This is a genomic window from Pantoea sp. SJZ147 (assembly GCF_007828605.1).
In the GTDB taxonomy this organism is placed as follows: domain Bacteria; phylum Pseudomonadota; class Gammaproteobacteria; order Enterobacterales; family Enterobacteriaceae; genus Pantoea; species Pantoea allii.
This window is the reverse complement of sequence record NZ_VIVB01000014.1, coordinates 54872-80459: the sequence shown is the minus strand read 5'-3', so window position 1 is coordinate 80459 and position 25588 is coordinate 54872. Positions and strand designations below refer to the sequence as shown.

Genomic DNA, 25588 nt, shown 5'->3' with positions numbered 1-25588 from the left:
AGGATGATTCAGGTAAACCAGCCCGGTATGGCGATATAAAACCTGAACGTTAACAGATGCCAGCATCACGTTTTATTTATTGCGGCCTGAGAGTAAGCGGTGCTGGCACGTTGAGCGTCATACAGGCAAGGCGCGCCGGTTATCTGACCTGACGCACAGATTAACGATTATTTATAACCGACTACGAATGCTTTCCCATGGATAAAAGCAACGCGCAAGGAGAACTTATGCGTTTCCCTCTTCTGACGATTTTATTTACTCTGGCCTGCATACTGACCGTTTTCCCCCCGGCTTCGGTCCAGGCGGCACAAACGGTCAGCGTCACGCATCTACAGGGAACCACCGCGCTGCCGCTGCATCCCCAACGCGTGGTGATCCTGAATCCGGCCACGCTGGATATTGCCGATGCGTTAGGCATTAACCCTGTGGGCGTCGCGCAATCCGGTTTCACCTATCCGGCGCATCTGGCTAAATACAACAGCCATGACTATTTCAATGCCGGCACGCTGTTTGAGCCAAACTATGAAGCCTTAAGCGCTGCCGGGCCGGATGTGATCGTTGCGGGTGGCAGAGCCCTTGCGGCCTACAACAAACTCAGCGATATCGCCCCAACCGTTTCGCTGGATCTTGACCCGAACAATGTCATGGCAAGTCTGACACAGCGTACTACGCAACTGGGGGAGATCTTTGGTAAACAGGCCCAGGCAAAGGCCGTTTTAACCGCCTTTAATGCACAAATTGCAGACCTTCGCACCGCCGCCGCTCAGTCGGGCAGCGCCATGATGTTAATGGTAAACGGAGGCAAACTCAGCGCCTACACGCCGCACTCCCGCTTTGGTTTTATTTTTGATGTGCTGCAGTTCAAACCTGCACTCGCTATGCCAAACGCCAGCAAACATGGCAATGCCATTTCACCCGAGCTGATCATGCAGGCCAACCCCGACTGGCTGTTCGTTCTGGATCGTGACAGCGCCATCGGCAGCAAAGAAGGCCTGTCGGCCCGCCAGGTACTGGATAATCCGCTGGTGCGCCGCACCACCGCCTGGAAAAAGCAGCAAATTATCTATCTGGATTCCGCCTCGCTGTATATTGCCGGTGGAATCCAGAGCTACAGCCTTATGATGAAGCAGATCAGGCAGCACCTGATCGCGGCCGGGAACCAGCCCTGAATGAAATACGGGGCTTATCTTGTCAGCCTGGGCCTGCTGGCTGCGCTGGTTATTCTGAGCTTAGTGACGGGCGTAACCCGCGTGTCATTAATCGACCTGTGGCAAGATGCAGAGATGCGGGACATTCTGTTTATCAGCCGCTTTCCGCGTACCGTCGCGCTGGTGCTGGCCGGTAGTGCGATGAGTGTCGCGGGCCAGATCATGCAGATGCTGACGCAAAACCGCTTTGTTGAGCCTTCTGTCGTGGGCACCACGCAATCCGCAAGCCTGGGGCTTTTGCTGGTGATGGTCTGGTATCCCGCCGCGCCCGTCATCGTCAAAATGTGCATCGCGTCCCTGTTTGCCCTGGCTGGCACGGTGCTGTTTATGCTGCTCATTCAACACATCCGTCAGAAAAGCGCTTTTATCGTGCCGCTTACAGGCATCATGCTGGGGGCCGTTTTCAGTTCCGTGACGACATTTTTGGGGATGCAGTTTGATATCCTGCAATCCCTGGGCAGTTGGGAATCCGGTGACTTTTCCAGCGTGATGCAGGGGCGCTATGAGCTGCTCTGGATTGTCGGGCTGATTACCCTGCTGGCGGCCTTCATTGCCGATCGGTTCACGGTGGCCGGCCTGGGCCATGATTTTTCTGTTAACGTCGGGCTTAACTACCGCAAGATTCAGTTAACGGGCATGGCCATGATCGCCATCGCCAGCGGCGTGGTTATCGTTGTGGTCGGTGTTTTACCTTTCCTGGGATTGATCGTCCCAAATATTGTCAGCATGATTTTTGGCGATAATTTGCGACGAACCGTGCCCTGGGTCGCCATGACAGGCGCCATGTTGGTATTGAGCTGCGATATCCTGGGACGGCTGATTATTTATCCCTTTGAAATTCCGGTCAGCGCCTTACTCGGCGTGCTGGGCGCAGCCGTTTTTCTGGTGCTGATTATCAGGGGAAAGCGCTATGCCAACTGATCTGTTGCAACCGTCCCACGCCCCTAAAGCGGCACGATCGCCCGTGAAGCGGTTGTGGATATTGGCGCTGCTTGCGGTCGTATTATCCCTGGTCTTTATGACCCTTAATCTGCAGGGAAATATCAGCTATATACTGAAACACCGAGGGCAGATTTTATTAACCATCGTACTGGTCGCCTTTGCATCCGGAATCAGCACGCTGCTTTTCCAGACCATTACGCAAAACCGCATTCTGTCGCCGTCGGTGATGGGGCTTGAGTCACTCTTTGTCTTTCTCCAAACCCTGTTGGTGTTTTTTATTCAGCTTTCGCAACTGAGTCAGATGGGCAGCGTGGTGCAGTTTCTTGGCGAAACGGCGCTGTTAATGATCTTTGCCACGCTGCTCTACCGCTGGTTATTCAACCGCAGTGGGTTGGATCTTCACCGGGTATTGTTAACTGGCCTGGTGTTCGGCACGCTGTTTCGCAGCCTTTCCGGTCTGATGCAGCGTTTACTGTCACCTGGCGAATTTGCCGTGCTGCAAAGCCGGATGTTTGCCACCTTTACCCATGCTGATGCTGAGGTACTGGCCATTTCAGCCATGATGATTGTTGCGATCACCGTTATCGTCTGGCGGCTTCGGCATCGCCTTGACGTCATTGCGCTAGGGCGCAATAGCGCGACGGCACTGGGGGTGCCCTATCAACATTATGTGACCGGCCTGCTGCTGCTGATTTCGCTGCTGGTGGCGATTTCAACCGCGCTGGTCGGGCCGATGACGTTTCTTGGACTGTTGGTGGTTAACCTTGCCTGGCCGGTGGTGGGCTCCTGGCGTCATGGTTATTTGCTACCGGGGGCGATTCTTATTGGCATCATTATGCTGACGGGCGGACAGTTGCTCCTGGAGCAGTTGTTCAATATGGCGGGAACGCTCTCCGTCATTATTGAATTCTTTGGCGGTGGGCTCTTTATTTATCTGGTTCTGAAAAAGGTGGCGACGTGATTGAAGTTGCAAATGTTAATAAAGCGTACGGACCCTTATCTGTCCTTAAAAACATTAATGAAACCCTGCCCTCATCCGGTATCACCTCAATCATCGGGCCTAATGGGGCCGGCAAATCCACATTACTGTCAGTCATTAGCCGCCTGATGATGCCCGACAGTGGCGAGGTCAGGATCGACTCGCTGGTCGTCAATGAAACGCACAGCGAGAAGCTGGCGAAAATCATGTCAGTCCTGCGGCAGGATAATCATTTTACCAGCCGACTCACGGTTTACGATCTGGTGAGTTTCGGCCGCTATCCCTATTCAAAAGGGCGCATAACGGAAAACGATAAGCATCATATTCATCAGGCATTATATTTTCTGGATTTACTGCCACTGGCCGAGCGGTATCTTGATGAACTGTCCGGAGGACAGCGGCAGCGCGCCTTTGTCGCCATGGTGCTGTGTCAAAATACCAAATATGTTCTGCTGGATGAGCCGCTAAATAATCTTGATATGAAACACAGCGTGACCATGATGAAGCAGCTACGGCGCGCCGCTGACGAGCTGGGAAAATCCATTATCCTGGTCATCCATGATATTAACTTCGCCTCGACCTATTCAGACCATATTATCGCCATGAAAAAGGGTGAGGTTTTTTTCAGAGGCACCCCGGCTGAAATGATGAAACCCGATCTGATCGAACGCCTTTTTGAAATACCTGTCGCGGTTGAAACCGTGGCGGGGCAACATATTGCGGTTTACTACCGTTAATCCTGTGCACTGAGCATAACCGCCGACGGTTTTCCCCGGCCCTGTCACGCTCATGCCGGGCAACCGTCCGCCTGTCAGCCGGGTCTGCGTTAATGTGGGCCTACAGAATGCGTGTTTTTTGCCATACGCTTTTCACGCGTTACGTGCATAAACGAAATCACAGAAAGGTTTTCTCGCGCCCAGTTGGGCCGACAGTCTGGCCGCACTGTCCCGCATCAGGTCGCCCAGCCCTGCCGCTTTACGATCCAGGGTTAATCGTGACGATGGCCCCGTCAGCGCAAGGGCCGCCGTCAATTTATCCCCTTCGCCAAACACCGGGATGGCAAAGGCGGCAGTATGCGGATCGCGCGCGCCTGAGGTATAGAGCGGTAAATCGGGCGCGTCAGTAAACAAGCTTTCGCCCATTCCCCAGTGACGCAGCACCTGGCTAATCGCCGAGTTATCCAGCGGATAAAGCGAGCCAGGCAGTCGCGTATGGCGCAAACCGTCCGACGATTCCGCACGGAAGACACAAAGACGCTGGCCGTTATCAATCACATACCAGCTGGCGCTTTCGTTTGTTGCCGAGGCCAGCGCCTGCAGTTCGGGCTGAACCACGCTGGCCAGATGAAACGACTGTTCATACAGCTTGCCCAGATACAGCAACCTTGGCCCCAGGGTATAAATGCCATTCTCCCTTCTGACCACATAACTCATGCGTTCCAGCGAATTCATCAGGCGATAAACGGTGGTTTTATGGTAACCCGAAAGCTGTGACAACGCCGTGAGTGACAGACTTTCTTCGCCTGGCTTAAAACAGTCCAGCAAGGCCAGTGCCTTCTCTACAGCATTAACGCCTTCATTTCCCATTTTGCTTCTCCTGATTTTTGCTGGAACCGAGTGTACCCGAAACTGTGAGTCACATCTTGTTTACATCACAAACAAGCTCGCAACACTGGCGTCATCGTCAGTATCACCGATATAGTGGTTTCATAATGTACAACCTGGTTTTACTGTGTAAAACAACCTATGAGGTACGCTATGTCCGCTAATGAAAAACCCATGATTAACCGTGAAGTTACGCGAGTCAGCGCTGATTATGTCAGACGCGCGGCTGAATTTCAGGCCGCGATTATTGCTGATGTGGCAGGCAGAAGGGGCACACTTCATGGCCGCATCAAGCCCTTGGGTGCACATATGAAAGTGGCGGGTCCGGCAGTGACCGTCGAGGTTCGTCCCGGTGATAACCTGGCGATCCATGCTGCGCTGGCGGTTGCCAAACCTGGTGACGTCATCGTGGTTGATGGTAAAGGTGATATCAGCTGCGCGCTATTGGGCGAGATTATGGCAACCCAGGCCGAAGCGTCCGGCATTGCTGGCATCATCATCGATGGCGCAGTCAGGGATGCCGATGCACTCAGCACGCACACCTACCCTGTTTTTTCCGCAGGCCTTAACCCTTGTGGCCCAACCAAGTCGATTCCCGGGCGCGTGAATTATCCCGTTTCCGTTGCCGGTGCCACGATTAACGCGGGCGATCTTGTGGTCGGAGATATCGATGGCGTGGTGGTCGTGCCGCGCGACGACGTTGAAATAGTATTAGCACTCGCGGCGAAAAAGCTGGATATGGAAACCCGTCGTATTGCCGCGATCAAAGCGGGGGACAAAAGACCGGGCTGGCTGAACGGTGCACTGCGTGCAGCTGGCATGTTAGCGGAAGGGGAGGAACTCTGATGCGCAAACAGGACACCGTCATCGTGACTGGCGAAGATCTTGCCCCCGCCGCGCTCGCGATGCTGGACAATTATGAGGTGGTTTTTGCGGGCAGTAAGCCGTCTGAAGACGACTTATTCACGCTGTGCCAGCAGTATAATCCCGTTGGGATCGTGGTGCGCTATGGAAAAATCAACGCACGCATTATGGATGCCGCGCCTGCGCTGCGCGTGATCTCCAAGCATGGCAGCGGCATTGACGTCATTGATCAAGATGCGGCGGGCGAACGCAACATCAGCGTCCAGTCTGCGCCAGGCGCCAATGCGGCGGCGGTGGCTGAACATACCTGGGCACTGATTCTGGCCTGCACAAAATCCCTGCTCCCGCTGGATCGCCGGATGCGTGAGGGACACTGGGATAAATCCACCCACAAGTCACTTGAACTGGAAGGTCGGACGCTCGGGCTCGTCGGGCTGGGCGCGATTGGCGGCCGGGTGGCGGATATTGGTCGCGTGTTTGGCATGCAGGTTATTGCTTACGATCCCTGGGCGAAAATCTTGCCCGCGGGCTGTGAGCAGGTGGATGATTTAGCCACGCTGTATGCACGCGCAGATATTGTGTCGCTGCACTGTCCCCTTACCGCGCAAAACAGCAAGATGATTAATGAACAGGCGCTGGCCCAGTTCAAACCCGGTGCCGTTCTGATCAACACCGCACGTGGCGGACTGATTGATGATGATGCCCTGATTCGGGCCCTTAAGAGCGGCAAACTCCGTGGCGCCGCCCTGGACAGTTTCACCGTTGAACCTCTTACTGCGCCGCACATCTGGCAGTCTGTCGAAAACGTCATCATTACCCCGCACATCGGCGGCGTAAGCGATAACTCTTATGTGAAAATGGGCACCGCCTCCGTGACCAATCTGCTCAAGGTCTTAGCGCAAAAGGAAGCCACCGTATGATGTGCCTGACAACAGCGGAAGTCAGGCAGACAACGATTTTCACCCGGCTGCCTGACCGTTTCCGCGTACCCGACAGCAACAATGCCTGGGCTGCCGCCAATCGCGGCGGCCAGCTTACCGATTCGTTTCTGGAAGGGCCGGTCTGGCATCCTTCGGGCTGTCTTTACCTGACCGACATCCCCTTTGGCCGGATATTCCGGGTCGATATGGCAGGCAACTGGGAGATCGTCGTGCAGTACGACGGCGAACCCAACGGCATGAAACTCACCGACCCGGATACGCTTCTGATTACGGATTATCGTCACGGGTTAATGAAGCTTTGTCTTAAAACGCAAACGATCACCCCCTGGCTGTCGCGCCGCAATAGCGAGAGTTTTCGTGGCGTTAACGATTTAACGCCTGACAGTCGCGGAAATCTTTACTTCACCGATCAAGGGCAAACCGGGCTGCACGATCCCACCGGACGGGTTTACCGACTCAGCCAGGACGGCCGACTGGATATCCTGCTGGATAACTGCCCCAGCCCAAACGGGCTGGTTCTGTCGCCAGATGAAAAGGTGCTGTATGTCGCCATGACGCGCGGTAACTCAATCTGGCGCGTGCCGCTTCAGCGAGAGGGTTCGATCAGCAAGGTCGGTCAATATTTTACCTCGCACGGACCCAGCGGTCCCGACGGGTTAGCGATGAACGCGCGCGGCGAGCTGCTGATTGCCAATCCGGGCCTGGGCCGCGTCTGGCTGCTCAACGATCTGGCTGAGCCTGCAGAAATCCTCACCAGCCCCGCCGGACGCTCCACCACTAATCTCTGTTTTGGTGGAGAAAATTTACAGCAGCTGTTTATTACCGAATCCGTCAGCGGCAGCATTCTTACCTGTTCAATGAAAACACCAGGCCACCCACTGCCCTTCCTTTCCACTGCTTTTCTCTGAGAACAACTCTGCGTTTACTGAACGCAGCGGAGGCAACCATGAATCTGCATTCTGCAAGCGCCGGCTCACCTGTTGAGCCGCAAGCCGTGTCCGCATCTCGTGAAGAAATGAATCAAACAGATTTTGAACAAAGCGAGTTAGCGGCGGGTAAAGCGTTCCGCCGTATCCTGCCCTTTATCTTCCTCTGTTATGTCGTGAGTTATCTGGATCGCACCAATGTCAGCTTCGCCGCACTGGGCATGAACGCCGATCTGGGCATCACGGCTGAACAGTTTGGGTTTGGAGCCGGGATGTTTTTCATCGGCTATTTCCTGTTTGAAGTGCCCAGTAACCTGATCATGCAAAAAGTGGGGGCCCGTATCTGGATCGCCCGCATTATGATTTCGTGGGGCATCATCTCCATGACGACTGCCTTCGTCACTGGCCCAGCCAGTTTTGCCTTTGCCCGTTTCTGTCTGGGCGTGGCCGAAGCAGGATTCACACCCGGTATTTACCTGTTCTTCACCTACTGGTTTCCCGGAAGCTGGCGCGCAAAAATTACGGCGGCGTTTTTGGTCGGGATTCCCGTGGCAAACATCATCGGCGCGCCCCTATCCGGCATGCTGATGCAAATCACCGGACACGAACATATTCGTAACTGGCAGTGGCTGTTGCTGCTGGAAGGTTTTCCAGCCGTTATCCTGGGCATAATATGCTTGTTCTTTTTGCATGACCGCCCAGCAAAAGCAAACTGGCTAAGCGATACGGAAAAAACGTTGCTGAGCAGGCGACTGGCAGACGAGCAACAGCAGATAGAAAAGGCGCACGGTTCCAGCCTGCGTGATGCACTGCGTAATCCGCTGCTCTACCTGCTGGCTTTCATTAACTTTTGCGGCATTGTGGGTTCTATCGGTGTCGGCTTGTGGATGCCGCAGATCATCAAGCAGATTGGCGTTAGCCATACCGCGACCGGCTTCCTGACCGCATTACCTTACGTCTGCGGCGCGTTAAGCATGCTGTTCTGGGCGCAGCGTGCAAATGCATCCGGCCACCGCATTCGCTGGATCAGCGCTGCGCTGGTGATCGCCGCCATCGCGCTGGCCTGCAGCGCCGTGGTGGATGACCCCGTGGTGAAGATGCTTGCACTGTGCTTTACCGTGAGCGGCATTCTGGCTTTTCAGGCATCGTTCTGGGCATTGCCTTCAGGTTTTCTCACAGGAAGCGCCGCCGCAGGGGGTTTAGCGATGATTGTCTCTGTCGGAAATCTGGGCGGCTTTGTCGGGCCTTCTCTTGTTGGCTATGTGCGCCAGACAAGCGGAGGATTTATGTGGGCGCTGCTGGCAGTGTCCGCTGTGTTAATGACAGGTGCCGCCACCGTGGCGTTAATCAACGATCCTTACCGCAAAACGTAGCGCAATCGGCAACTTATCTTTTATAAGAAAAACAAGGCGCTCCGGGCGCCTCTTTCCTTTCCTGCGCCCTCCTCTCGCCCTTTATCTGCCCTGTAAACGTGTCTGGCATAAAAAAAGCGCCCTCAGGCGCTTTACCGATGTTCAGACGAACCCACTATTTGCTTGCGGTCGACAGGCTTTGATCCACCTCGATTTTCGCCGCGCTTTTGCGGCCCATGATCAGCACCGCAATGCCTCCCGCACTGCAGAGTACCGCCAGTGGAACCATCGCCAATGCATGACTGCCGGTTTGCTCATTGATAATGCCGTAGACGTTAACCATCAGGCCACCACCAATCAGATTCGCCATTGCGCCGATAGCGGCTAAGCCCGCCGCTGCGGTGGTGGAAGACATCCAGCCCGACGCCAGCGCCCAGAATGGCCCTTTCATGGAGTAAGCACCAATCAGCACCAGCGACAGAATGACCACACTTCCCGCCAGCGACTGCGTGAGGAACGCTGACAGCAAACCGCCCGCGATCAGGAAAAGCGTCAACGCAGTATGCCAGCGGCGTTCACCGGTGCGGTCAGAGCTGCGTCCCCAGATAATCATCAGCACCGACGCCAGGCCATAAGGAATGGCGTTAACCAGACCGGTAGTGAAGTTGTCCAGCCCAAACGACTTGAGCAACTGTGGCGACCAGACGCTCAATGTAGAACCGGCAGCCGAAGCACCCGCATAAATCAGTGCCATCACCCAGATGTGTTTATGGCGCAGAAGCTGCCACAACGAAATATGGCCAATCACTTTGCGTTTCGCATTTTCTGCAGCAAGCGTGGTGCTGAGCCAGTTACGCTGCTCTTCGGTTAACCAGGTCGCATTTTCAGGGCGATTGCTTAACAGGAAAAAGGCGGCGACACCTAAAAGCACGGCGGGAACGCCTTCTAAAATAAACAGCCAGTGCCAGCCGCGTAATCCGAACCATCCATCCAGTGACAATATTGCGCCCGAGATCGGTGAACCAATAAAGTTTGCCGCCGGGATCGCAACCATAAAGGTGGCAATGACGCGGGCGCGATATTTACCCGGAATCCAGTAGGTTAAATAAAGGATAACGCCGGGAAAGAACCCTGCTTCGGCAGCCCCCAGCAGAAAGCGCAGGAAATAGAGCATTTCGGCACTTGAAACAAACGCGGTGCAGACGGACACGATGCCCCATGTCACCATGATGCGTGATATCCAAATCTTTGCGCCAATCTTTTGCATCGCTAAGTTGCTGGGCACTTCGAACAGGAAATACCCGACAAAAAACAGGCTACTTGCCAGACCAAAGACCGCCCTGGACAAGCCAAGATCCTCGTTCATTTGCAACGCTGCCATCCCGATGTTGCCCCGATCGATAATCGCGATCAGATAACAGACGATCAGGAACGGCAGGATCCGTCGTATAACGCGCTTTACGGTCTGCTGTTCTATCTCGGAGGTTAAAGCGCCATTCGGCATCTTTTCAGACATGGTGTTCCTCGCAGAATTGTCATGGTTTTACGCCGGGACACAATCACTGTTTTACCCTGTAAAACTACGGTGTACAAAGTACAATCATTATCTGGGTAAACCTTTCCCTGTGCAGGCAAATGTTATGAGGTTGTGTGATTTGTCACAAAAAGGTAGCTGCACGAGTTGTGATATGTGACGCTGCAGGAGTTTTCAGGCGGTGATCTTGTGGCTACTTGGGGATAAGCCGCAGAGAAAAAGCAGGCAGAGCCTTCCCGCAAATGGGGTTTGGTTCCGCGCGGGATAATACGACAGAAAGAATGGCCTACTGGTTAACGCTCGCCACCAGCGGCGCGAAGAATGGCAGGCAAGTTGAGGCGACACGATGGATGAGCCTCAACCAGCCTGAAGGTCGTTATGCTTTCAGCGAGGCACCTTTAGAGGCAATCACGTTCTGATACCAATAAAAGCTCTTTTTACGACTGCGTGCCAATGTCCCGGCCCCGGAATCATCGCGATCAACATAGATAAAACCATAACGTTTAGACAGTTCTGCCTTAGACGCGCTCACCAAATCGATCGGCCCCCAACTGGTATAACCCATCACATTCACGCCATCTTCAATCGCCTCACGGACCTGCAGCAGATGGTCATTGAGGTAATTGATGCGGTAATCATCCTGAACCATACCGTTCGCATCCGGCGTATCTTTGGCACCCAGACCATTTTCCACAATAAACAGCGGTTTCTGGTAGCGATCCCATAAGGTATTCAACAAGGTGCGCAAGCCGACAGGATCGATTTGCCAGCCCCACTCTGAACTCTTCAGATGAGGATTGGGCACCATGCTCAGAATATTGCCCCGCGCCTGCTTGTTCAGTTCTTCATCGGTGGTCACGCAACCGGTCATGTAGTAACTGAAGGAGATGAAATCCACGGTCGACATCAGCGCATCGCGGTCTGCGTCGGTGATATCCAGCTCAATCGCGTTTTCACGAAAATAGCGCAACATGTAGCCGGGATACGCGCCCCGGCACTGCACGTCTCCAAAGAACTGCCAGGTGCGGTTTTCCTGCAGCGCCTTCAGAACATCTTCGGGCTTGCTGGAGAGCGGATACACCAGTCCACCCAACAGCATATTGCCAATTTTGCCGTCTGCGATGACCTCGTGGCAGGCTTTAACGGCTAACGCGCTTGCCACTAACTGATGGTGAATGGCCTGATAAACCTGCGCTTTGCTGCTGGTTTCCGGCAGTCCCACGCCTGTCATCGGCGCATGCAGCGACATATTGATTTCGTTGAACGTCAGCCATAGCTTCACCTTGTGTTGATAGCGGGTAAAAACGGTACGGGCATAACGTTCGAAAAAGCCGATGACCTGGCGATTGCCCCAGCCGCCGTATTGTTTAACCAGCCCCCACGGCATCTCGTAATGAGACAGCGTGACCAGAGGCGTAATGTTGTGTGCTGCCAGTTCATCAAACAATTTATCGTAAAAAGCCAGGCCCGCCTCGTTAGGTTGCGCCTCGTCGCCATGGGGAAAAATGCGCGTCCAGGCGATGGAAACGCGTAAACAGCTAAACCCCATTTCGGCAAACAGCGCGATGTCCTGGGGATAGCGGTGATAAAAATCGATTGCGATATCTTTGATGCCGCTGTCTCCCGCCACGCGTTCGACAACCGGGCCAAAAACCCCTTGTGGTTGTACATCAGAGGTGGACAAGCCTTTACCATCCTTGAGATACGCGCCTTCTACCTGGTTAGCGGCAAGCGCCCCGCCCCACAAAAATGTCTCTGGAAATGTTTTCATCTGACTCTCCTGTTAGTGGTCACTGACGCGCAGCAACGGCATTCCCGCCTCCACAGCGGAAGAGGACAAAACGGTCACCGTGTCGAAGCTGTCGCTGTTACTGATAATGATGGGCGTTGCCAGATCAAATCCGGCAGCAAGCATGGCCTGACGATCAAACGTCAGCAGAATGTCCCCAGGTTGCACCTTGTCGCCGACGTTTACGTGGGCGGTGAAAGGTTTCCCTTCGAGTTTGACGGTGTCGATGCCGACATGAATAAGCACTTCAATACCGCTATCGCTCAGCAGGCCAATGGCGTGTTTCGTCTGGAAAAGCGAGGCGACTTCGCCCGCAAAGGGCGCAATAACCTGGTTATCGGCTGGAATAATGGCGACGCCTTTACCCATCACGCCGCTGGCGAACGTGGCATCAGGCACCTGATCGAGAGCTAACACCGTCCCCGTCATCGGTGCCAGCACCTCGTTCTTCTCGACAGACAGCGCGCCTGGAAGATCGGGCGCCAGCGTGTTGGGCATGCCAGCCACAAGGGTCAGCACACCGCTCAGAACGAATGCCACCAGCGCACCGACGATGCCGCCCCACAGCGTCATATCGACGCCACCAGGCGGGATCATCTGCGCGATGGTAAAAATATTGGCAAAGCCAAATGAATAAACGTGCGCATGACTGAATCCCACGATGGCTCCGCCAATCGCGCCTGCGACACAGCCGAAGATAAACGGACGCCGCAAGGGCAGATTCACCCCATACACCGCAGGCTCGGTAATGCCGAAGATGCCGGCCATGATCGACGATCCCGCCAGCATTTTCTGACGAGCGTCTCGGGTGCGTAAAAAAATCCCCAGCGTGGCGCCCACCTGGCCCATCACGGCGGGCAGTAACATCGGAAGCATTGAGTCATAACCGAGCACCGCCAGATTGTTGATCATTAACGGTACCAGGCCCCAGTGCAGACCAAAAATCACGCAAACCTGCCATAGCGCGCCCATTGCCGCGCCAGCCAGCCACGGTGCCAGTTCGTAGATCCATTGATAGCCATTCGCGAGCAACTGGCTGAGCCACGTCGCCACCGGGCCAATAACCAGAAAGGTCAGCGGCACGGTCACCACAATACAGATCAGCGGCGCGAAGAAGTTTTTCATCGATGAGGGCAACAGCCTGTTGCCCTGTTTTTCCAGCCAGCAGCTGACCCATGCGGCAAGAATAATGGGAATCACAGACGAGCTATAGTTGAACCAGGTAATCGGGATGCCAAGAAATGACTCGCTTATCGCCCCGGCTTGCTGACTGGCGTGAAAAGCCTCAAGCATCATCGGATGCGTCAGCGCGCCACCAATGACCAGGGTAATAAAAGGATTACCGCCAAACTTCTTACCGGCCGTATAACCCAGCACTAACGGGAAAAAGAAGAACAACGCATCGCTGGCGGCAAACCAGATTTTGTAGGTGCCGCTGTCGGTAGTCAGCCATCCGCACACCACCGCAAGAGCCAGCAGCCCTTTCAAAATACCGGAGGCGGCAAGAATGCCGATAAACGGCGTGAAAATAGCGGAGATCACATCAATCAGGCGGCCAAAAAAATGCCCCTTTTCAGCCTTATCATCGCTGTGGTCGTGCGTCTCGTCAGTGAGTCCCGCTTCATCACATACCGCCAGCCAGACCTCGTGAACGTGGTTGCCGATCACCACCTGAAACTGTCCACCGCTCTCTAGAACCATGATGATATCGGGATGCTGCCTGAGCCCTTCAACATCCGCCTGATGATGGTCTTTGAGCCGGAAGCGAAGACGCGTGGCGCAATGCACCAGACTGATGATGTTCTCTTTGCCGCCGACGTGGCTGAGAATATCCCTGGCCAACGGTTGATATTTCATGTTGATGTCCTCAGAGCGATGCCGCTGGCATCTGTTAAAAATAAAAAAACCTGAGAACGGCCCCCTTGTGTGTCATGGGCCGCGCTCAGGTTTTGCCTGCGCAATGCAGTTACAATCCTGTGTTAATAAGGCTTAATGCGCCTCTTTTCTTACCCGTTCGATATGAATGGCAAGAAACATAATCTCTTCCGTTGTCAGTTCGCGCTGATAGCTTTGCTGTAGATACTGTGAAACTTTCTCCGCGCATTTCCAGGCTTTCGCATAGTTGTCTTTGACTGCCGAATGCAGTGAAACATCATCATCCGGCACCACGGTGCGCGTTAACATGCGTTGAGCAAAAAATTTCAGGTGCGTCACAAAACGCTGATAACTCAGCGACTCTTCCTGGTAATCCAGCTTCAGTTGATATTTCACCAGTTGCAGGATTTCCTGCATAACATGCGTCACGTGCATCACTTCTGGCATTTCACTGTTGAGCTGCGCGGTAACCAGATGCAGCGCGATAAAACCGGCTTCGTCCTCGTCCAGCGCGGTATGAAGACGGCTGGCAATGATTTGCCTGGCCTCCTGCCCTAACGCAAACTCCCTGGGATAAAGCCGTTTGATGTCCCACAGCAGAACGTTCTTAATCGCCAGCCCTTTCTTCTGTCGCTCAATCGCAAAGTAGCAGTGATCGGTCAGGGTGATGTACAAACTGTCCTGCAATTTCCCCAGCTGTTGCGTTGCCCGTTCGATAATGCGGTCGCAGGTCGTCATCACCTCCAGCGGAATCTGGTTGAGTAACTCCCCGAGGCGATGAACCAGCTCATCGTTTTGCAGCGCAAACACCTTTTCTACACGCTGCTTGTCCAGCGCTTCACCCACACGTTTCTGAAACGCCAGCCCCCGGCCCATAACAACCTGCTCACGCCCGTGCTCATCCAGAACAACCACCACATTGTTATTAAGTATTTTGGCGATTTTCATCAGAACCCCAGAAACAAAAAAACCCGACTTCCGGCACAGGCCAGGAAATCAGGTTTTGCCTGCCGCAGCAGTAACAATCCAAAAAAGGCATCTTATCAGTTTCATTTTGCGCCTCAATACACCGCCACTAAAAACGTGATGTCGCGCGAAGGTCTCTTCATGTTTTCATTGCACGCGAGCGCAGACAGGCGAAAATACACCCAGGATAAGGCGCGAATCGATGACCTGACCGACACCGATAGCGTTTTGTGTTGAGAGCGCCTTCAGTGCATGCGTCGAACGTGCCTGGTCAACGCATTCACGGTTATCCGGCAATCACCCGACAGCTGGATTATCCTCCATGCGCCGCCATTTGCTTTCAGGTGACAGCACTCCGTTCAGAGGCGCAGGTGTTCACTGATAACAGGTTTCGCGATATTCAAAACAGTGTTAAGCATCAGGTATTCCGGGATTCACGCTATTACTATTAATATCGCGAGGAAAAACAATTCGCACCCTAATAATTAAAAATGCCTGATAAATAATAATGAGAAATATAGTAAAGGGTAACAAAGCCCTGCAACAAACGAATCGGCATTGCATAAAATCCCTGTGGCTGATAAGAAATGAAAAAAACGGAGGGATGATTCAACAATGAAATATAACGCTTTGATAGCGGCCCTGTTTATTACCCTTAGTGCACCCTCTTTGGCTGCTATCAACAGAGTCGTTGACGGCAAACGCCCGCCAAATACGGTTAAATCCGTAAAGGTGTTTTTTACCGGCGCGGTCACGCTTAACAAGGTGATGTCGCTTTCATCCGTGCTCGATGAGATCGGTCAGAATTATAAATCAGCCACGCAGGTGCTGCTCTATATCAGCAGTCCCGGTGGTGACATTGATGCCGGGAAAATTGGTTATCAGGTCGTTAAAAACTCCCCCATTCCCGTTACGACCGTAAACGCCTCCTCCGTGGAATCCGCGGCGACGATGATCTACTGCGGCGCACAAAAGAGGCAGGTTATGGGTGACAGCATTTTCTTACTGCATGCGCCAACCGTTGGAAACCCGCCGCGTAGCAATGTCAGTGAAAATATGCTGGACGAGAAAAGCGAATTTACCAGCAGATACCGGAACGTGATAAAAACGATTTATCAGTCCTGCACCCACCTCACTGACGAGCAGATTGAAAAGATCACCTACAGTGAAGATAACCATAAGCTGCTGGACAACAAGCAGGCATTAGCCACGGGCATCGCCACAGGCGAAATGACCGATTTTCAGCCTGCTGATGCCGCGTATTATATTCATGATAATGACTAAAAGATGATGAAGAGGGGCTGAGCCTGCAAGTCAGACAAGGTTCGAGCCGTTGGATGACAACACCGCTCATTTCCCCTTGCTGTGCAGGGGGTTTTGTTGAAAAGGGTGCACAGCATATGCACCCTTTTTTGACAGACGACATGCAGGTTTTCGCCCTTTAGGACATGGCTTACCTGCCCACTTTATCTACCTGTCACCACTCAACACAGATTTTGCCCAGATGCGAGCCGCTCTGCTGCCAGGCGAAGGCCTCGGCAATATCGTCATATTTAAACGTCCGGTCAATAACCGGTTTCTGGTTCATGCTTTCCAGCGCCTTCACGTAGTCAATCTGGTCCTGACGACTGGCAACGATCACGCCTTTAATGGTGACCTGCTTCGCCAGAACAGACAGAATGGACAGCGTTGCTTCATCGCCGGAAATGATACCGATTTGGGTGATGTGCCCACCGATTTTGACCGCTTTCAGTGACTCGCCCAGCGTCGCCGGGCCGCCCACCTCAACAACATGATCCACGCCCACGCCGTTGGTCAGTGCGAGGACGCTATCGCCCCAGTTCGGGGTGGTCCGATAGTTGATGGTTTCATCGGCACCTAACGCTTTAACGTACTTAAGCTTTTCATCTGATGAGGAGGTGGCGATCACCCTGGCACCCATCGCTTTGGCGATCTGCAGGGCGGCAATGGACACGCCGCCCGTTCCCTGCACCAGCACGGTATCGTTGGCCTGCAGTTTGCCTTCGGTGATCAGGGCGCGCCAGGCTGTCAAGCCAGATGTGGTGATCGTGGCTGACTCGGTGTGCGTCCAGCCTTTCGGGGCATGGGTAAAGGCATTCTCAGAACGCACCACGAATTCGCTGGCCATGCCATCAATGCCGTCTCCTGGCGTGTGGGCGAAGCCACCGACGTCTGCCGTGGGTTTGCCGGACAGCCAGACAGGAAAGAACGTCGAAACCACGCTATCGCCCACACGGAAATCGTTAACGCCTTCGCCAACGGCGTCTACAACGCCTGCACCATCAGACAGCAGGATGCGGCCATCTTCGGTTGGAAACTGCCCGGTAGCGACAATCAGATCGTGAAAATTCAGGGAGCCGGCTTTGATAGCGACCCGAATCTCACCTTTGCCCGGTTGGCCCGGATCGGCGATGTCCGACACATGGATATTGTTGAGTCCGCCTGGTGCTTTAAGGGTAAGTGCTTTCATGCTTTTCTCCGTTAAAAGAGGGATGTCTTAATCAGCAGTTGCTAAACATAGACCATATGTGCATTTTATTAAATACGGTCATTTAGGTGATATAGGTACATTTTGGATACTGTAAAAACCCCCAGATATGAAAATTACGATGCGGTGGCCTGCCCGGTTGAAGCCACGCTGGAACTGATTGGCGGCAAGGGTAAAGGGATGATTCTTTACCACCTGCAAAACGAAACGCTGCGGTTTAATGCGCTAAGAAGACGGCTGGGTGATATCACGCCGCGGGTACTCACGCGGCAACTTCGGGAACTGGAAAACGTCGGGTTAATTCATCGCGAAGTGTATGCTGAAGTTCCGCCGAAGGTGGAGTACAGCATGACCGAAGAAGGCGCTTCGCTTGCGCCCTTGCTTGGGCTGTTAAAGCAGTGGGGAGAGCAACACGCGCTGGCCTTATTAGGCAAAAAAAACCCCGCCGATGTGCCGGAAACGTCCGAGGCTGAAGCACAATGAATGGCCGTGCGCGCTGACCCCGAAACCTGTTATGACTGATCCTGGACAGGTTCCTCCGCAGGATATTATGGGGAGGAACCCGAAACGCCCGTGGTGAGGTTCAGTCGTTCAGTGCGTTTCCATCTGCCACATCACAATGTGGCCCGCAGCAACCGATGACCGGTTTTCTGTGCTGCCTCGCCATCGCTTATTTCGCAAGCACAGAGGCAACCGACTCACAGTTCACCGGCATCCTGTGCTCTGTCACGGAGACAACACAAAATCCGGCCGCATCTTTGCTGTAATGTGCCGCCACACTGAAACGATTGTGGCGTTTAATCTCCTCAACCGGCGGGATTGAGCCAGGCACACCACCCACTGCGGTTTGCGAGCCTACCGTCCAGGGCTGGGTAAACAGATTGTCGTTAACGCTAACCGGCCCGTCGGTCGGTACACCTCGAATATAAACACTGCCTCGGTTTGACGTCCCGCTGCGCCCATAATCAAACAGATTATTGTTTATGATGATGTTTTTCCCGCCGTGGCCCTGTGCGCCCTTGTGCATATCAAACTGATGGTAAGCGCCCCGTGCTCCGCCATTGAGCACAAGGTTGTTATAAGCGTGATAGCCCTCACCGTCATCGCCTTTTCCGGCAATAGCATGACGATTAGCGTTAAAGGTATTGCAGTAGATATCGGCCTGGGCATGGCCATTTTGTACCACCACACCGTAGCCCAGTTGGGTACGGATATTATCGTGGATAACGTTGTGATGAATTTTATTGTCGACGGACGTTTTTACGCTAATCCCGGCCCACGGCCAGTGATAAATCTCATTGTTGTCGATATCAATATGATCGGTGCCGGGTAAAAACTGGATACCAATCGTTTTATTCGGCGTGTCCGGTTGTCCAGAGGGGCCTTCAATACGCAGCCCGGTTATCCTTGCTTTAGCCTCAACAACATACACAGGATATTGATTAAGTCCGTCATTGAGCCACGGCGTTTGTAATAAAGCGCCCCGACTGCCTTTTTCACCACGATTGCTAAAAAGCGTCTGCCCGGCTTTGATGCGCAAAGCCTGTGGCTGATTCGGCACCGTGATGGTGACATCACCCGGGATATAGATGAAGGGATGATTGCTGTCGACAGCCTGTTTCAACGCATCGAAAGTGCGGACAGTAACATAGTGGGCGACGTTATCCGGCGTAAGACGATCCTGATACTGCGCCCCACCACCAATAACATCGCAACTGCCCACCGCGCTAATGGCAGAGCCGGATATCAGTAACAGGCCCGCTATGGCTATTTTCATTTTGGTCATCTCCTGTCGACGCCCGACCGCCGATACAGGCCAGGCTGTCACGTACGCCGTTTTGCAGGGCAGCGCTCGCCCTGCCATGTTTTATCCAATGGTACTGTCTACGACCGCCCGCGCTTGTGCAAACAGTTGCTCATAATGCGAGTGGCTGTCCTCAATCGTCTCCTCCACCCCCAGGGTGTTATAGAGGAAATGGACCTCCACGTCACCGATCGCCAGATAGCCCGTAACGCCCATCATGTAATCCGTGATGTTTTTCTCCCAGCCGTATTTAATAAAGGTTTGCTGAGAACCGCCGACCAGCACCAGCCAGCGTATTTTTTTATCTTTCAACGCGCTGTTTTCACCGTAGGCCAGACCATAGTTCCACACGCGTTCCAGATAGCCTTTTAACATGGCGGGATAGCTGTACCACCATAACGGGAAGACAAAAATAATGGCATCCCGATCGTTAAGCTCGCTGAACAGGCGATGGACTTCTGGCGAGTAGCATTTAGCGGGATTTTCCCACTCTGGTTCGTCCTCTTCCCGCATCGCCGGATCAAAGCCACTGCGGTAGAGATCCAGCGTTTTAACATGCGCACCCCGTTGTTCCGCCCGATGGCGCAGGCTCGCCACCATCTGTGCGGTGAGTGAATCGGCACGGGGATGTGACCAAACGATATACAGGTTTGCTGGTTTCATCTTTCACCTCATCTTGTGTTGAGGCACTCACATTACGCTCGCCACATTACTGTGTGAAACCTATGATTTGAGATGGGTTAATGAGAGATTTTCACTAATGAAACTGAACGTTTATGACTTCGCGACCTTTATCGCGGTCGCCCGCCACAAAAGCTTCCGCGCGGCCGGTGACGAGCTGGGCCTGTCGCCCTCGGCGGTTAGCCATGCCATAAAGCAGCTGGAGCAGCGGCTGAAAATTCGGTTGTTCAACCGTACGACGCGAAGCGTTGCACTCACGGAAGCGGGTGCAAATCTGTTTGAACGTTTGCGCCCGGCCGTTGATGAAATCAATGTGATACTTGATGAGGCTAACTGTTTTCGTCAGACGCCAATGGGTTCACTGAAAATTAATTCCTCGCGTCTGGCCTCGCGCATGGTGTTAATCCCGCTGGTGGCCGCATTCAGTCGGCTTTACCCGGATATCCGCGTGGAAATCACCACAGAAGACCGGCTGGTGGATATCGTTAAAGAGGGTTTTGACGCAGGCATTCGTCTCAGCAGCAGGGTTGAAAAAGACATGATCGCCCTTCCTGTCGGCCCCAAAATTAAGTTGGTTGTGGTGGCCACGCCGGACTATTTCGCCCGCCATGCGCCCCCGGCGCACCCACGTGACATCGTTAATCATCAATGTGTGATGTTTCGTCACGGCAGCGGTCGCATTTATCAATGGGAATTCGGCGGCCCGGAAGGCAGGCTTGAGATACTTCCGGGCGGTAATATCGTACTGGATGATATGGACTCTCAGCTTGATGCCGTGCTGTGCGGCGCGGGAATGGGCTATCTTTATCACGAACAGGTTAAACCTTACCTGGCGGACGGTCGTCTGATTCCGGTGCTGGAGGCGTGGTTACCCGAACAGCCCAGCCTGCAGTTTTACTATCCCAGCCGCCATTATATGTCCTCGGCGTTAAGGGCATTTGTTGACTACATCAAAGCCGCTTCGTCAGCCGCGTTCAGCCGTTAAGCTCGTACTCTTTTAACTTACGCCACAGGGTTGTCGGGCTGATGCCGAGCATGGTTGAGGCTCTGGCCTTATCCCCCTGGGTTGTCGCCATGACGCGCCTGATCAGCTGCTTTTCCTGCTTCTTTAACAGACCCGTTTCATCAGCCACAGGCTCACAGGGCAGAGACTGATGGCTGGCAGGGCCGTCCTCATGGCCGAGGCGAGCGATCTGCAGCAGTGCGTCTTTGTCGATCACATCGCGATCGTGAAAAACGGTCAGCCTGTAGATGACCGACTGTAGTTCGCGGATATTACCAGGCCAGGGGTAACGGGTTAAGACCGCCAGCGCATCTGGCGTAAAGGTGATGTTTTTTCCCTGCTGATGGAGTAAATGCCGGACGAGTAATTCAATATCGCCGTCCCGTTCAGCCAGCGCAGGAAGCCTGAGCGCCAGAATATTGATACGGTAGTAAAGGTCCTGACGAAAAGCGCCCTTTTCCACTAACCTGTGCAGATCTTTATTACTGGCGGTAATCAGCCGAAAATCGGCTGCAATGAGCTGCTCTCCCCCCAGACGGACAAACTGCTTTTCCTGCAGGACGCGCAGTAATTTGATCTGGACATTGAGCGGTGCTTCGCTGATCTCATCGATAAAAACCGTGCCCTTCATTGCCATCTCGAAGACACCGGGCTTTCCGCCTTTGCGCGCGTTCGTGAAGGCACCGTCGGCATAGCCGAACAGCTCGCTTTCCAGCAGGTTTTCAGGAATGGCGGCGCAGTTGATGGCGATAAAGGGGCCATGTTTTCTGCTGCTGTGATGATGAATACTCTGCGCAAAGAGTTCTTTGCCGGTGCCGGTATCACCTAAAATATGGACGGGGGCATCATGACGCGCACACAGCTTCGCTTGATTAATCGCGATGTTAATGCTTGCTGAATGACCAATAATGTCATCAAAAGCATAGCGGGTATAAAAGCCTTGCTGTTTTTTCTTTTTGTCCGCACTGTTTCGCCACTGGCTCTTGCTCTGAATGAATCCGGTCACGATGGAATAGCCATCCTGGCGCTTTGTATAATGCTTTATTGAGGTACAGATAAAATCACCGTCGAGTTCAACAATCATTTCGTTTACATCTGACTCGTCGATAATTGAGCGATAAATCTCTTTGAAAGCCTCTTTACGGTAAATTTTATCGCCAGCATGACACTGAAAAAGGGTTTTACCTCTGTTGTTAATGCTCACCACCTCCCCCATTTGGTCAATGCACATAATGCCCTCACGAGACTGATTCATCGCGGAATAGCTCATATCCAGCTTCAGATTTTCCTGATGGATATATTTTAATAAACTGAAGGCCTCATTGATGGCTTGCTCAATTGAATTATTATCCGTGTCACCCATCACAACATTAAGGTCATATTTCCTTGCCATCTCTGCAACCGTCAGGCCGCCTATGACCACTTTGTAGTTGTTTTCTGCAAGATTTTTTACGACACTTTCAATGTCATAGTGATTATAGACCTGACAGATTTTTAAATTTTCATTGGTCATGTTTTGGTAATGCTTAAGCGCGTTACAAAACTGTGGAAAACCTATCGCAGCGATCTTTTGCGATTTATTTTTTGCCTGCTTAAGAATACGATAAATGCCATGAAAATCATGGGCTATCTCGATCACCGGAATGGTCACATTGCTGCGAAGCAGCGCGGCAGTCCCGCCACGACTAATAATTATTTTTGTGCCTGCTCGAATCATCTCATTCGCTTTATCTAATACTTCTGAATAGCCCGTCTCGTACACTGGCAATTCAAGCTGTTTTTCAATAAGAAAATTTAAAATACGTTGGGTAATGGTTTTCGAAACGGAGAAAATGACGATTTCATTAGACTTCATTAAAGATTCGCTTTTGTCGATCGCTATTTCATCGAGTATAAGGATAACGATGAATGAGATATTGACAGACGTCATTCCAGCTTGAGTAAAAAAAAGCCTTGCTACGTTTAGGTCACAAGGCTTTCGAGGCGGAGTATTTAACGATTAGTAATGCAGGCGTCGATAGCAGATCTGGCCATTACTCACTGTGACGCAGTTATCGATATACTGTTCACCTTGCAGTCTGGCACCCTGAGTATCTTCGAAAACAATTTTTTCATTGCGCAGCTTTACCACTGAAATATCGGCAAATGCATTCGGCTCCAGCGTACCTGTCTGCCCTTGCATTTTCATCAGTCTGGCCGGCGTGCTCGTAACCGCCCGAATAACCTCAAACAGCGACATCCCCATATTCAGGTATTTAGACATGACATGTAGCAGGCTGTAGACCTTATCGGTACGCAGACTGTTGCGCTGAGTTAAGTCGGTGCTGATGATATCCGGGTAGAACCCCTGATCCATCGCGTTGCGGGCAACGTTAAAATCAAAATGCGCCACACCGTTTGAACAGTCAAAGATTACGCCTCGTTGCTGTGCCGCCAGAACAGACGGGTACACCTCGCCCTGACCGTTGAGAATGGTATGACCTGTGCCGTGGAAACAGTGCGCATAGATATCATCCACGTTGAAATGCTGGATGAGTTCATCTGCCGGTAGCCGTGAGTCCGTTACGTGTACACAGAGTGAGGTATTAAGCTTACGCGCCAGAGCAACGGTCGCCAAAAACGGATCGCTACTGTAGGGCTTTCCTTTGGCAATATCCTGGCTGTAACGCAGTTTCAAGCCAAGAATATTGTCCTGGTTTTCAGTTAAGACCTGCTCAATTTTTTCCGGGTTAACGTTCGCCGGATTGGTGTTTTCCAGGTAACCCGTCGGCCCGCCGCCGAGCGTCGACAGGCCCACATTGACCACATTGAGATAGCTTTTTATCTTTACGGTCGCGGTGTTAATTACGCTATTACGAAACAGCCTGTAATTTACCCAGCCACTGCTGCCGGCATCGACCACGCTGGTTACACCATTGGGTAAACAAACGACATCCGGGTTGACGCTGATAGCCGTGCCGCCGTGAAAAACGTGGGCGTGGAAATCGATAAGCCCTGGCAGAACAAGACAGCCCGCGGCATCAATTACCGTTTCAGCATCAGTACCATCGACGTCATTTAGGCCAACAATACGGTTACCGATGATGCCAATATCCCGCCTGATATAATCGTGTTTATCGAGATCAACAGTCAGGCCATTCCTGATAAGCATATCCAGTTTCATGTTTATCCTCCGGTTAAATACCAATTAACTTCCAGTAAGGGATACCAATCAGGAAATAAACAATGACGTTAATCAGCACCATCATCGTGCCCAAAAACCAGAAAGTCTTTTGCGGAACATAGCCGCTGGAGAAGGTAAATACGCCAGCCCCGTTACCATAATGCGTCAGGAGCGCGCCGTATCCCGCCGAAAACGCCAGTGACAGCGCGATATACATGGGATCAGCCTGCGTGGTCATACCGAGGGTAAACAGTACGGGATAGAACGAGACCGCAAACGCAGTGTTGGATACAAAGAAATAACGCACCGCAAGACTGATAAATATCAGTACGCCAATTGCGCTGAATTCGCTGAGATGAGACAGGTCCAGATAGTTTTTAATCACGCCGACCAGGAAGACATAGAATCCGCCTTTAGACAGCGCGACGGCACAGCCGTAAAAAGCCCCGTACCAGATAAAGGTCTGCCAGGCCGCTTTCTCGCTGGCGACATGTTCCCAGCTTAAGACTTTGAATAACAGCAGGCAGGCGAGGAAGGCAAACCCCACGGGAATAAAAGAAATACCAGTAATCGAGCCCGTCATCCATCCCAAAACCCCCATGATGAAGAACACGATCAGCAGTTTCTCTTCACGCTTTACCGGGCCAAGTTCACGCAACCCCTGCTCGGCAATTTCATTGACGTTATCGATCTTCTTCAGTTCAGGTGCATAAACTTTATAGAGAATCCATGGGCAAAGCAGCAGGATCAATCCAGCAGGAATGACGGCCGCTTTAAACCAGGTTATCCAGTCCAGATTGACCTTCATGATTTCATTCGCCAGCGACACGGTAATGGCGTTGGTTGCCATCCCGGTTAAAAACAGGCTGGATGTCCCCATTGATACGACATACATCAGGATAGTGAGGTAAGCACCGATTCTGCGGCTGCCGTCGTCCGGTTTAGAGCCCAGTGCCTCGGCAATATTTCTGAAGATGGGATATACGATACCGCCAGAGCGCGACATATTCGACCCGGTAGCGGGCGCCAGCACCGTGTCCGTTACCATCATTAAATAGCCCAACGTCAGCGTATTTTTGCCGTAGCGCTTTAATAAAACATAAGCGATACGTTTACCCAGCCCCGTGATCACAAACGCCTTGCAAATAATAAAGGCGCTGATGATAAACCAGACCATAGAGGTGCCGTAACCGGCAAACAGAATATGGGGATCGATAAAGATTGATGCGATGCCTAAAATAATCAGCATGATAATCGCATCAGTAAAAGGGCGAAGCACTAAACCGCACAGCATGGCCAGATAAATACCGACCATATGCCAGGTGGTCGCTGACACAGCGTCAGGATTGGGTATTATCCAAAATAAAACCGGAAAAAAAACGATCGGTAAAAGTTTTAAATAGAACATAGATGATTACCTTTGCTTTATCACCACGGAAGATTCACTT

The 25588-nt window shown here is 52.6% G+C and carries 22 protein-coding genes; 11 read left to right on the top strand and 11 right to left on the bottom strand.

Translation table 11 applies throughout. From position 1 onward, the window contains the following. Positions 1-227: 227 nt before the first annotated feature. From FBY13_RS19230 to FBY13_RS19215, 4 genes are read left to right on the top strand one after another with little or no spacing between them, the layout of a single operon-like run. Positions 228-1169 carry a siderophore ABC transporter substrate-binding protein gene (locus FBY13_RS19230; RefSeq protein ID WP_145394910.1) on the top strand — a complete coding sequence of 314 codons (942 nt, stop codon included), beginning with the start codon at positions 228-230 and terminating at the stop codon, positions 1167-1169. Beyond that, positions 1170-2129, top strand: a complete 960-nt coding sequence (locus FBY13_RS19225; protein ID WP_063880626.1) for an ABC transporter permease — start codon at positions 1170-1172, stop codon at positions 2127-2129. Beyond that, entirely contained in the window at positions 2119-3111 is a 993-nt protein-coding gene (locus FBY13_RS19220; RefSeq protein WP_145394909.1) for an iron chelate uptake ABC transporter family permease subunit, read from the top strand. The genes FBY13_RS19225 and FBY13_RS19220 overlap by 11 nt, the downstream gene beginning before the upstream one ends. After that, on the top strand, positions 3108-3866 hold the full coding sequence (locus FBY13_RS19215) for an ABC transporter ATP-binding protein (protein WP_096012781.1): 759 nt from the start codon (positions 3108-3110) through the stop codon (positions 3864-3866). Before FBY13_RS19220 ends, FBY13_RS19215 begins: the two co-directional genes overlap by 4 nt. A gap of 132 nt (positions 3867-3998) precedes the next feature. Here the strand turns inward: FBY13_RS19215 and FBY13_RS19210 are convergent, their stop codons facing one another. Continuing rightward, the gene (locus tag FBY13_RS19210) at positions 3999-4715 is read right to left on the bottom strand and encodes an IclR family transcriptional regulator (RefSeq protein WP_145394908.1); all 717 of its coding nucleotides are present in this window, start codon (positions 4713-4715) and stop codon (positions 3999-4001) included. 171 nt (positions 4716-4886) lie between these two features. On the opposite strand from FBY13_RS19210, the gene FBY13_RS19205 reads away from it, so the two are divergent. Genes FBY13_RS19205 through FBY13_RS19190 form a run of 4 tightly spaced genes read left to right on the top strand, consistent with a single transcriptional unit; the run spans position 4887 to position 8837 of the window. Next, a complete protein-coding gene (locus FBY13_RS19205) occupies positions 4887-5579 on the top strand; it encodes a methyltransferase (protein ID WP_096012779.1) in 693 nt (230 codons plus the stop codon). Further along, positions 5579-6517, top strand: coding sequence for a hydroxyacid dehydrogenase (locus FBY13_RS19200; RefSeq protein ID WP_145394907.1), 939 nt, complete (start codon positions 5579-5581; stop codon positions 6515-6517). Before FBY13_RS19205 ends, FBY13_RS19200 begins: the two co-directional genes overlap by 1 nt. Then, positions 6514-7446, top strand: a complete 933-nt coding sequence (locus FBY13_RS19195; RefSeq protein ID WP_109717485.1) for an SMP-30/gluconolactonase/LRE family protein — start codon at positions 6514-6516, stop codon at positions 7444-7446. Before FBY13_RS19200 ends, FBY13_RS19195 begins: the two co-directional genes overlap by 4 nt. A 38-nt stretch (positions 7447-7484) precedes the next feature. Continuing rightward, positions 7485-8837: an MFS transporter gene (locus tag FBY13_RS19190; RefSeq protein WP_145394906.1), complete on the top strand. Its 1353-nt coding sequence runs from the start codon at positions 7485-7487 to the stop codon at positions 8835-8837. A gap of 154 nt (positions 8838-8991) precedes the next feature. Here FBY13_RS19190 and FBY13_RS19185 read toward each other — a convergent pair whose 3' ends face one another. From FBY13_RS19185 to licT, 4 genes are all read right to left on the bottom strand, one after another. Continuing rightward, positions 8992-10332 carry an MFS transporter gene (locus tag FBY13_RS19185; protein WP_063880634.1) on the bottom strand — a complete coding sequence of 447 codons (1341 nt, stop codon included), beginning with the start codon at positions 10330-10332 and terminating at the stop codon, positions 8992-8994. A 394-nt stretch (positions 10333-10726) separates the two neighbouring features. Further along, on the bottom strand, positions 10727-12121 hold the full coding sequence (locus FBY13_RS19180) for a glycoside hydrolase family 1 protein (RefSeq protein ID WP_145394905.1): 1395 nt from the start codon (positions 12119-12121) through the stop codon (positions 10727-10729). Positions 12122-12133: 12 nt separating this feature from the next. Further along, complete coding sequence (gene bglF, locus FBY13_RS19175; RefSeq protein WP_145394904.1) at positions 12134-13996, bottom strand: PTS beta-glucoside transporter subunit IIABC; 1863 nt, start codon at positions 13994-13996, stop codon at positions 12134-12136. Between the two features lie 132 nt (positions 13997-14128). Beyond that, the gene (gene licT / locus FBY13_RS19170; RefSeq protein ID WP_145394903.1) at positions 14129-14962 is read right to left on the bottom strand and encodes a BglG family transcription antiterminator LicT; all 834 of its coding nucleotides are present in this window, start codon (positions 14960-14962) and stop codon (positions 14129-14131) included. A 633-nt stretch (positions 14963-15595) separates the two neighbouring features. On the opposite strand from licT, the gene FBY13_RS19165 reads away from it, so the two are divergent. Continuing rightward, entirely contained in the window at positions 15596-16264 is a 669-nt protein-coding gene (locus FBY13_RS19165) for an ATP-dependent Clp protease proteolytic subunit (protein ID WP_145394902.1), read from the top strand. A gap of 193 nt (positions 16265-16457) precedes the next feature. Here the strand turns inward: FBY13_RS19165 and FBY13_RS19160 are convergent, their stop codons facing one another. Beyond that, a complete protein-coding gene (locus FBY13_RS19160) occupies positions 16458-17471 on the bottom strand; it encodes an NAD(P)-dependent alcohol dehydrogenase (protein ID WP_096012765.1) in 1014 nt (337 codons plus the stop codon). A gap of 102 nt (positions 17472-17573) precedes the next feature. Here FBY13_RS19160 and FBY13_RS19155 point away from each other — a divergent pair, with 102 nt between their 5' ends. Beyond that, positions 17574-17972, top strand: coding sequence for a helix-turn-helix domain-containing protein (locus tag FBY13_RS19155; RefSeq protein WP_145394901.1), 399 nt, complete (start codon positions 17574-17576; stop codon positions 17970-17972). A 187-nt stretch (positions 17973-18159) separates the two neighbouring features. Here the strand turns inward: FBY13_RS19155 and FBY13_RS19150 are convergent, their stop codons facing one another. Both FBY13_RS19150 and FBY13_RS19145 read right to left on the bottom strand, forming a co-directional pair. Next, a complete protein-coding gene (locus FBY13_RS19150) occupies positions 18160-19266 on the bottom strand; it encodes a right-handed parallel beta-helix repeat-containing protein (protein ID WP_255474509.1) in 1107 nt (368 codons plus the stop codon). A 90-nt stretch (positions 19267-19356) separates the two neighbouring features. Beyond that, entirely contained in the window at positions 19357-19956 is a 600-nt protein-coding gene (locus tag FBY13_RS19145) for an NAD(P)H oxidoreductase (RefSeq protein ID WP_145394899.1), read from the bottom strand. A 97-nt stretch (positions 19957-20053) separates the two neighbouring features. On the opposite strand from FBY13_RS19145, the gene FBY13_RS19140 reads away from it, so the two are divergent. Continuing rightward, positions 20054-20959 (top strand): LysR family transcriptional regulator, encoded by a 906-nt coding sequence (locus tag FBY13_RS19140; RefSeq protein ID WP_063880643.1) that lies wholly within the window; start codon positions 20054-20056, stop codon positions 20957-20959. Here FBY13_RS19140 and FBY13_RS19135 read toward each other — a convergent pair. From FBY13_RS19135 to FBY13_RS19125, 3 genes are all read right to left on the bottom strand, one after another. Then, on the bottom strand, positions 20949-22832 hold the full coding sequence (locus tag FBY13_RS19135) for a sigma 54-interacting transcriptional regulator (RefSeq protein WP_145394898.1): 1884 nt from the start codon (positions 22830-22832) through the stop codon (positions 20949-20951). The genes FBY13_RS19140 and FBY13_RS19135 overlap by 11 nt on opposite strands. A gap of 144 nt (positions 22833-22976) precedes the next feature. Beyond that, positions 22977-24140, bottom strand: a complete 1164-nt coding sequence (locus FBY13_RS19130) for a metallo-dependent hydrolase (RefSeq protein ID WP_145394897.1) — start codon at positions 24138-24140, stop codon at positions 22977-22979. 13 nt (positions 24141-24153) lie between these two features. Beyond that, positions 24154-25548 (bottom strand): DASS family sodium-coupled anion symporter, encoded by a 1395-nt coding sequence (locus FBY13_RS19125; RefSeq protein WP_145394896.1) that lies wholly within the window; start codon positions 25546-25548, stop codon positions 24154-24156. Positions 25549-25588: the final 40 nt, after the last annotated feature.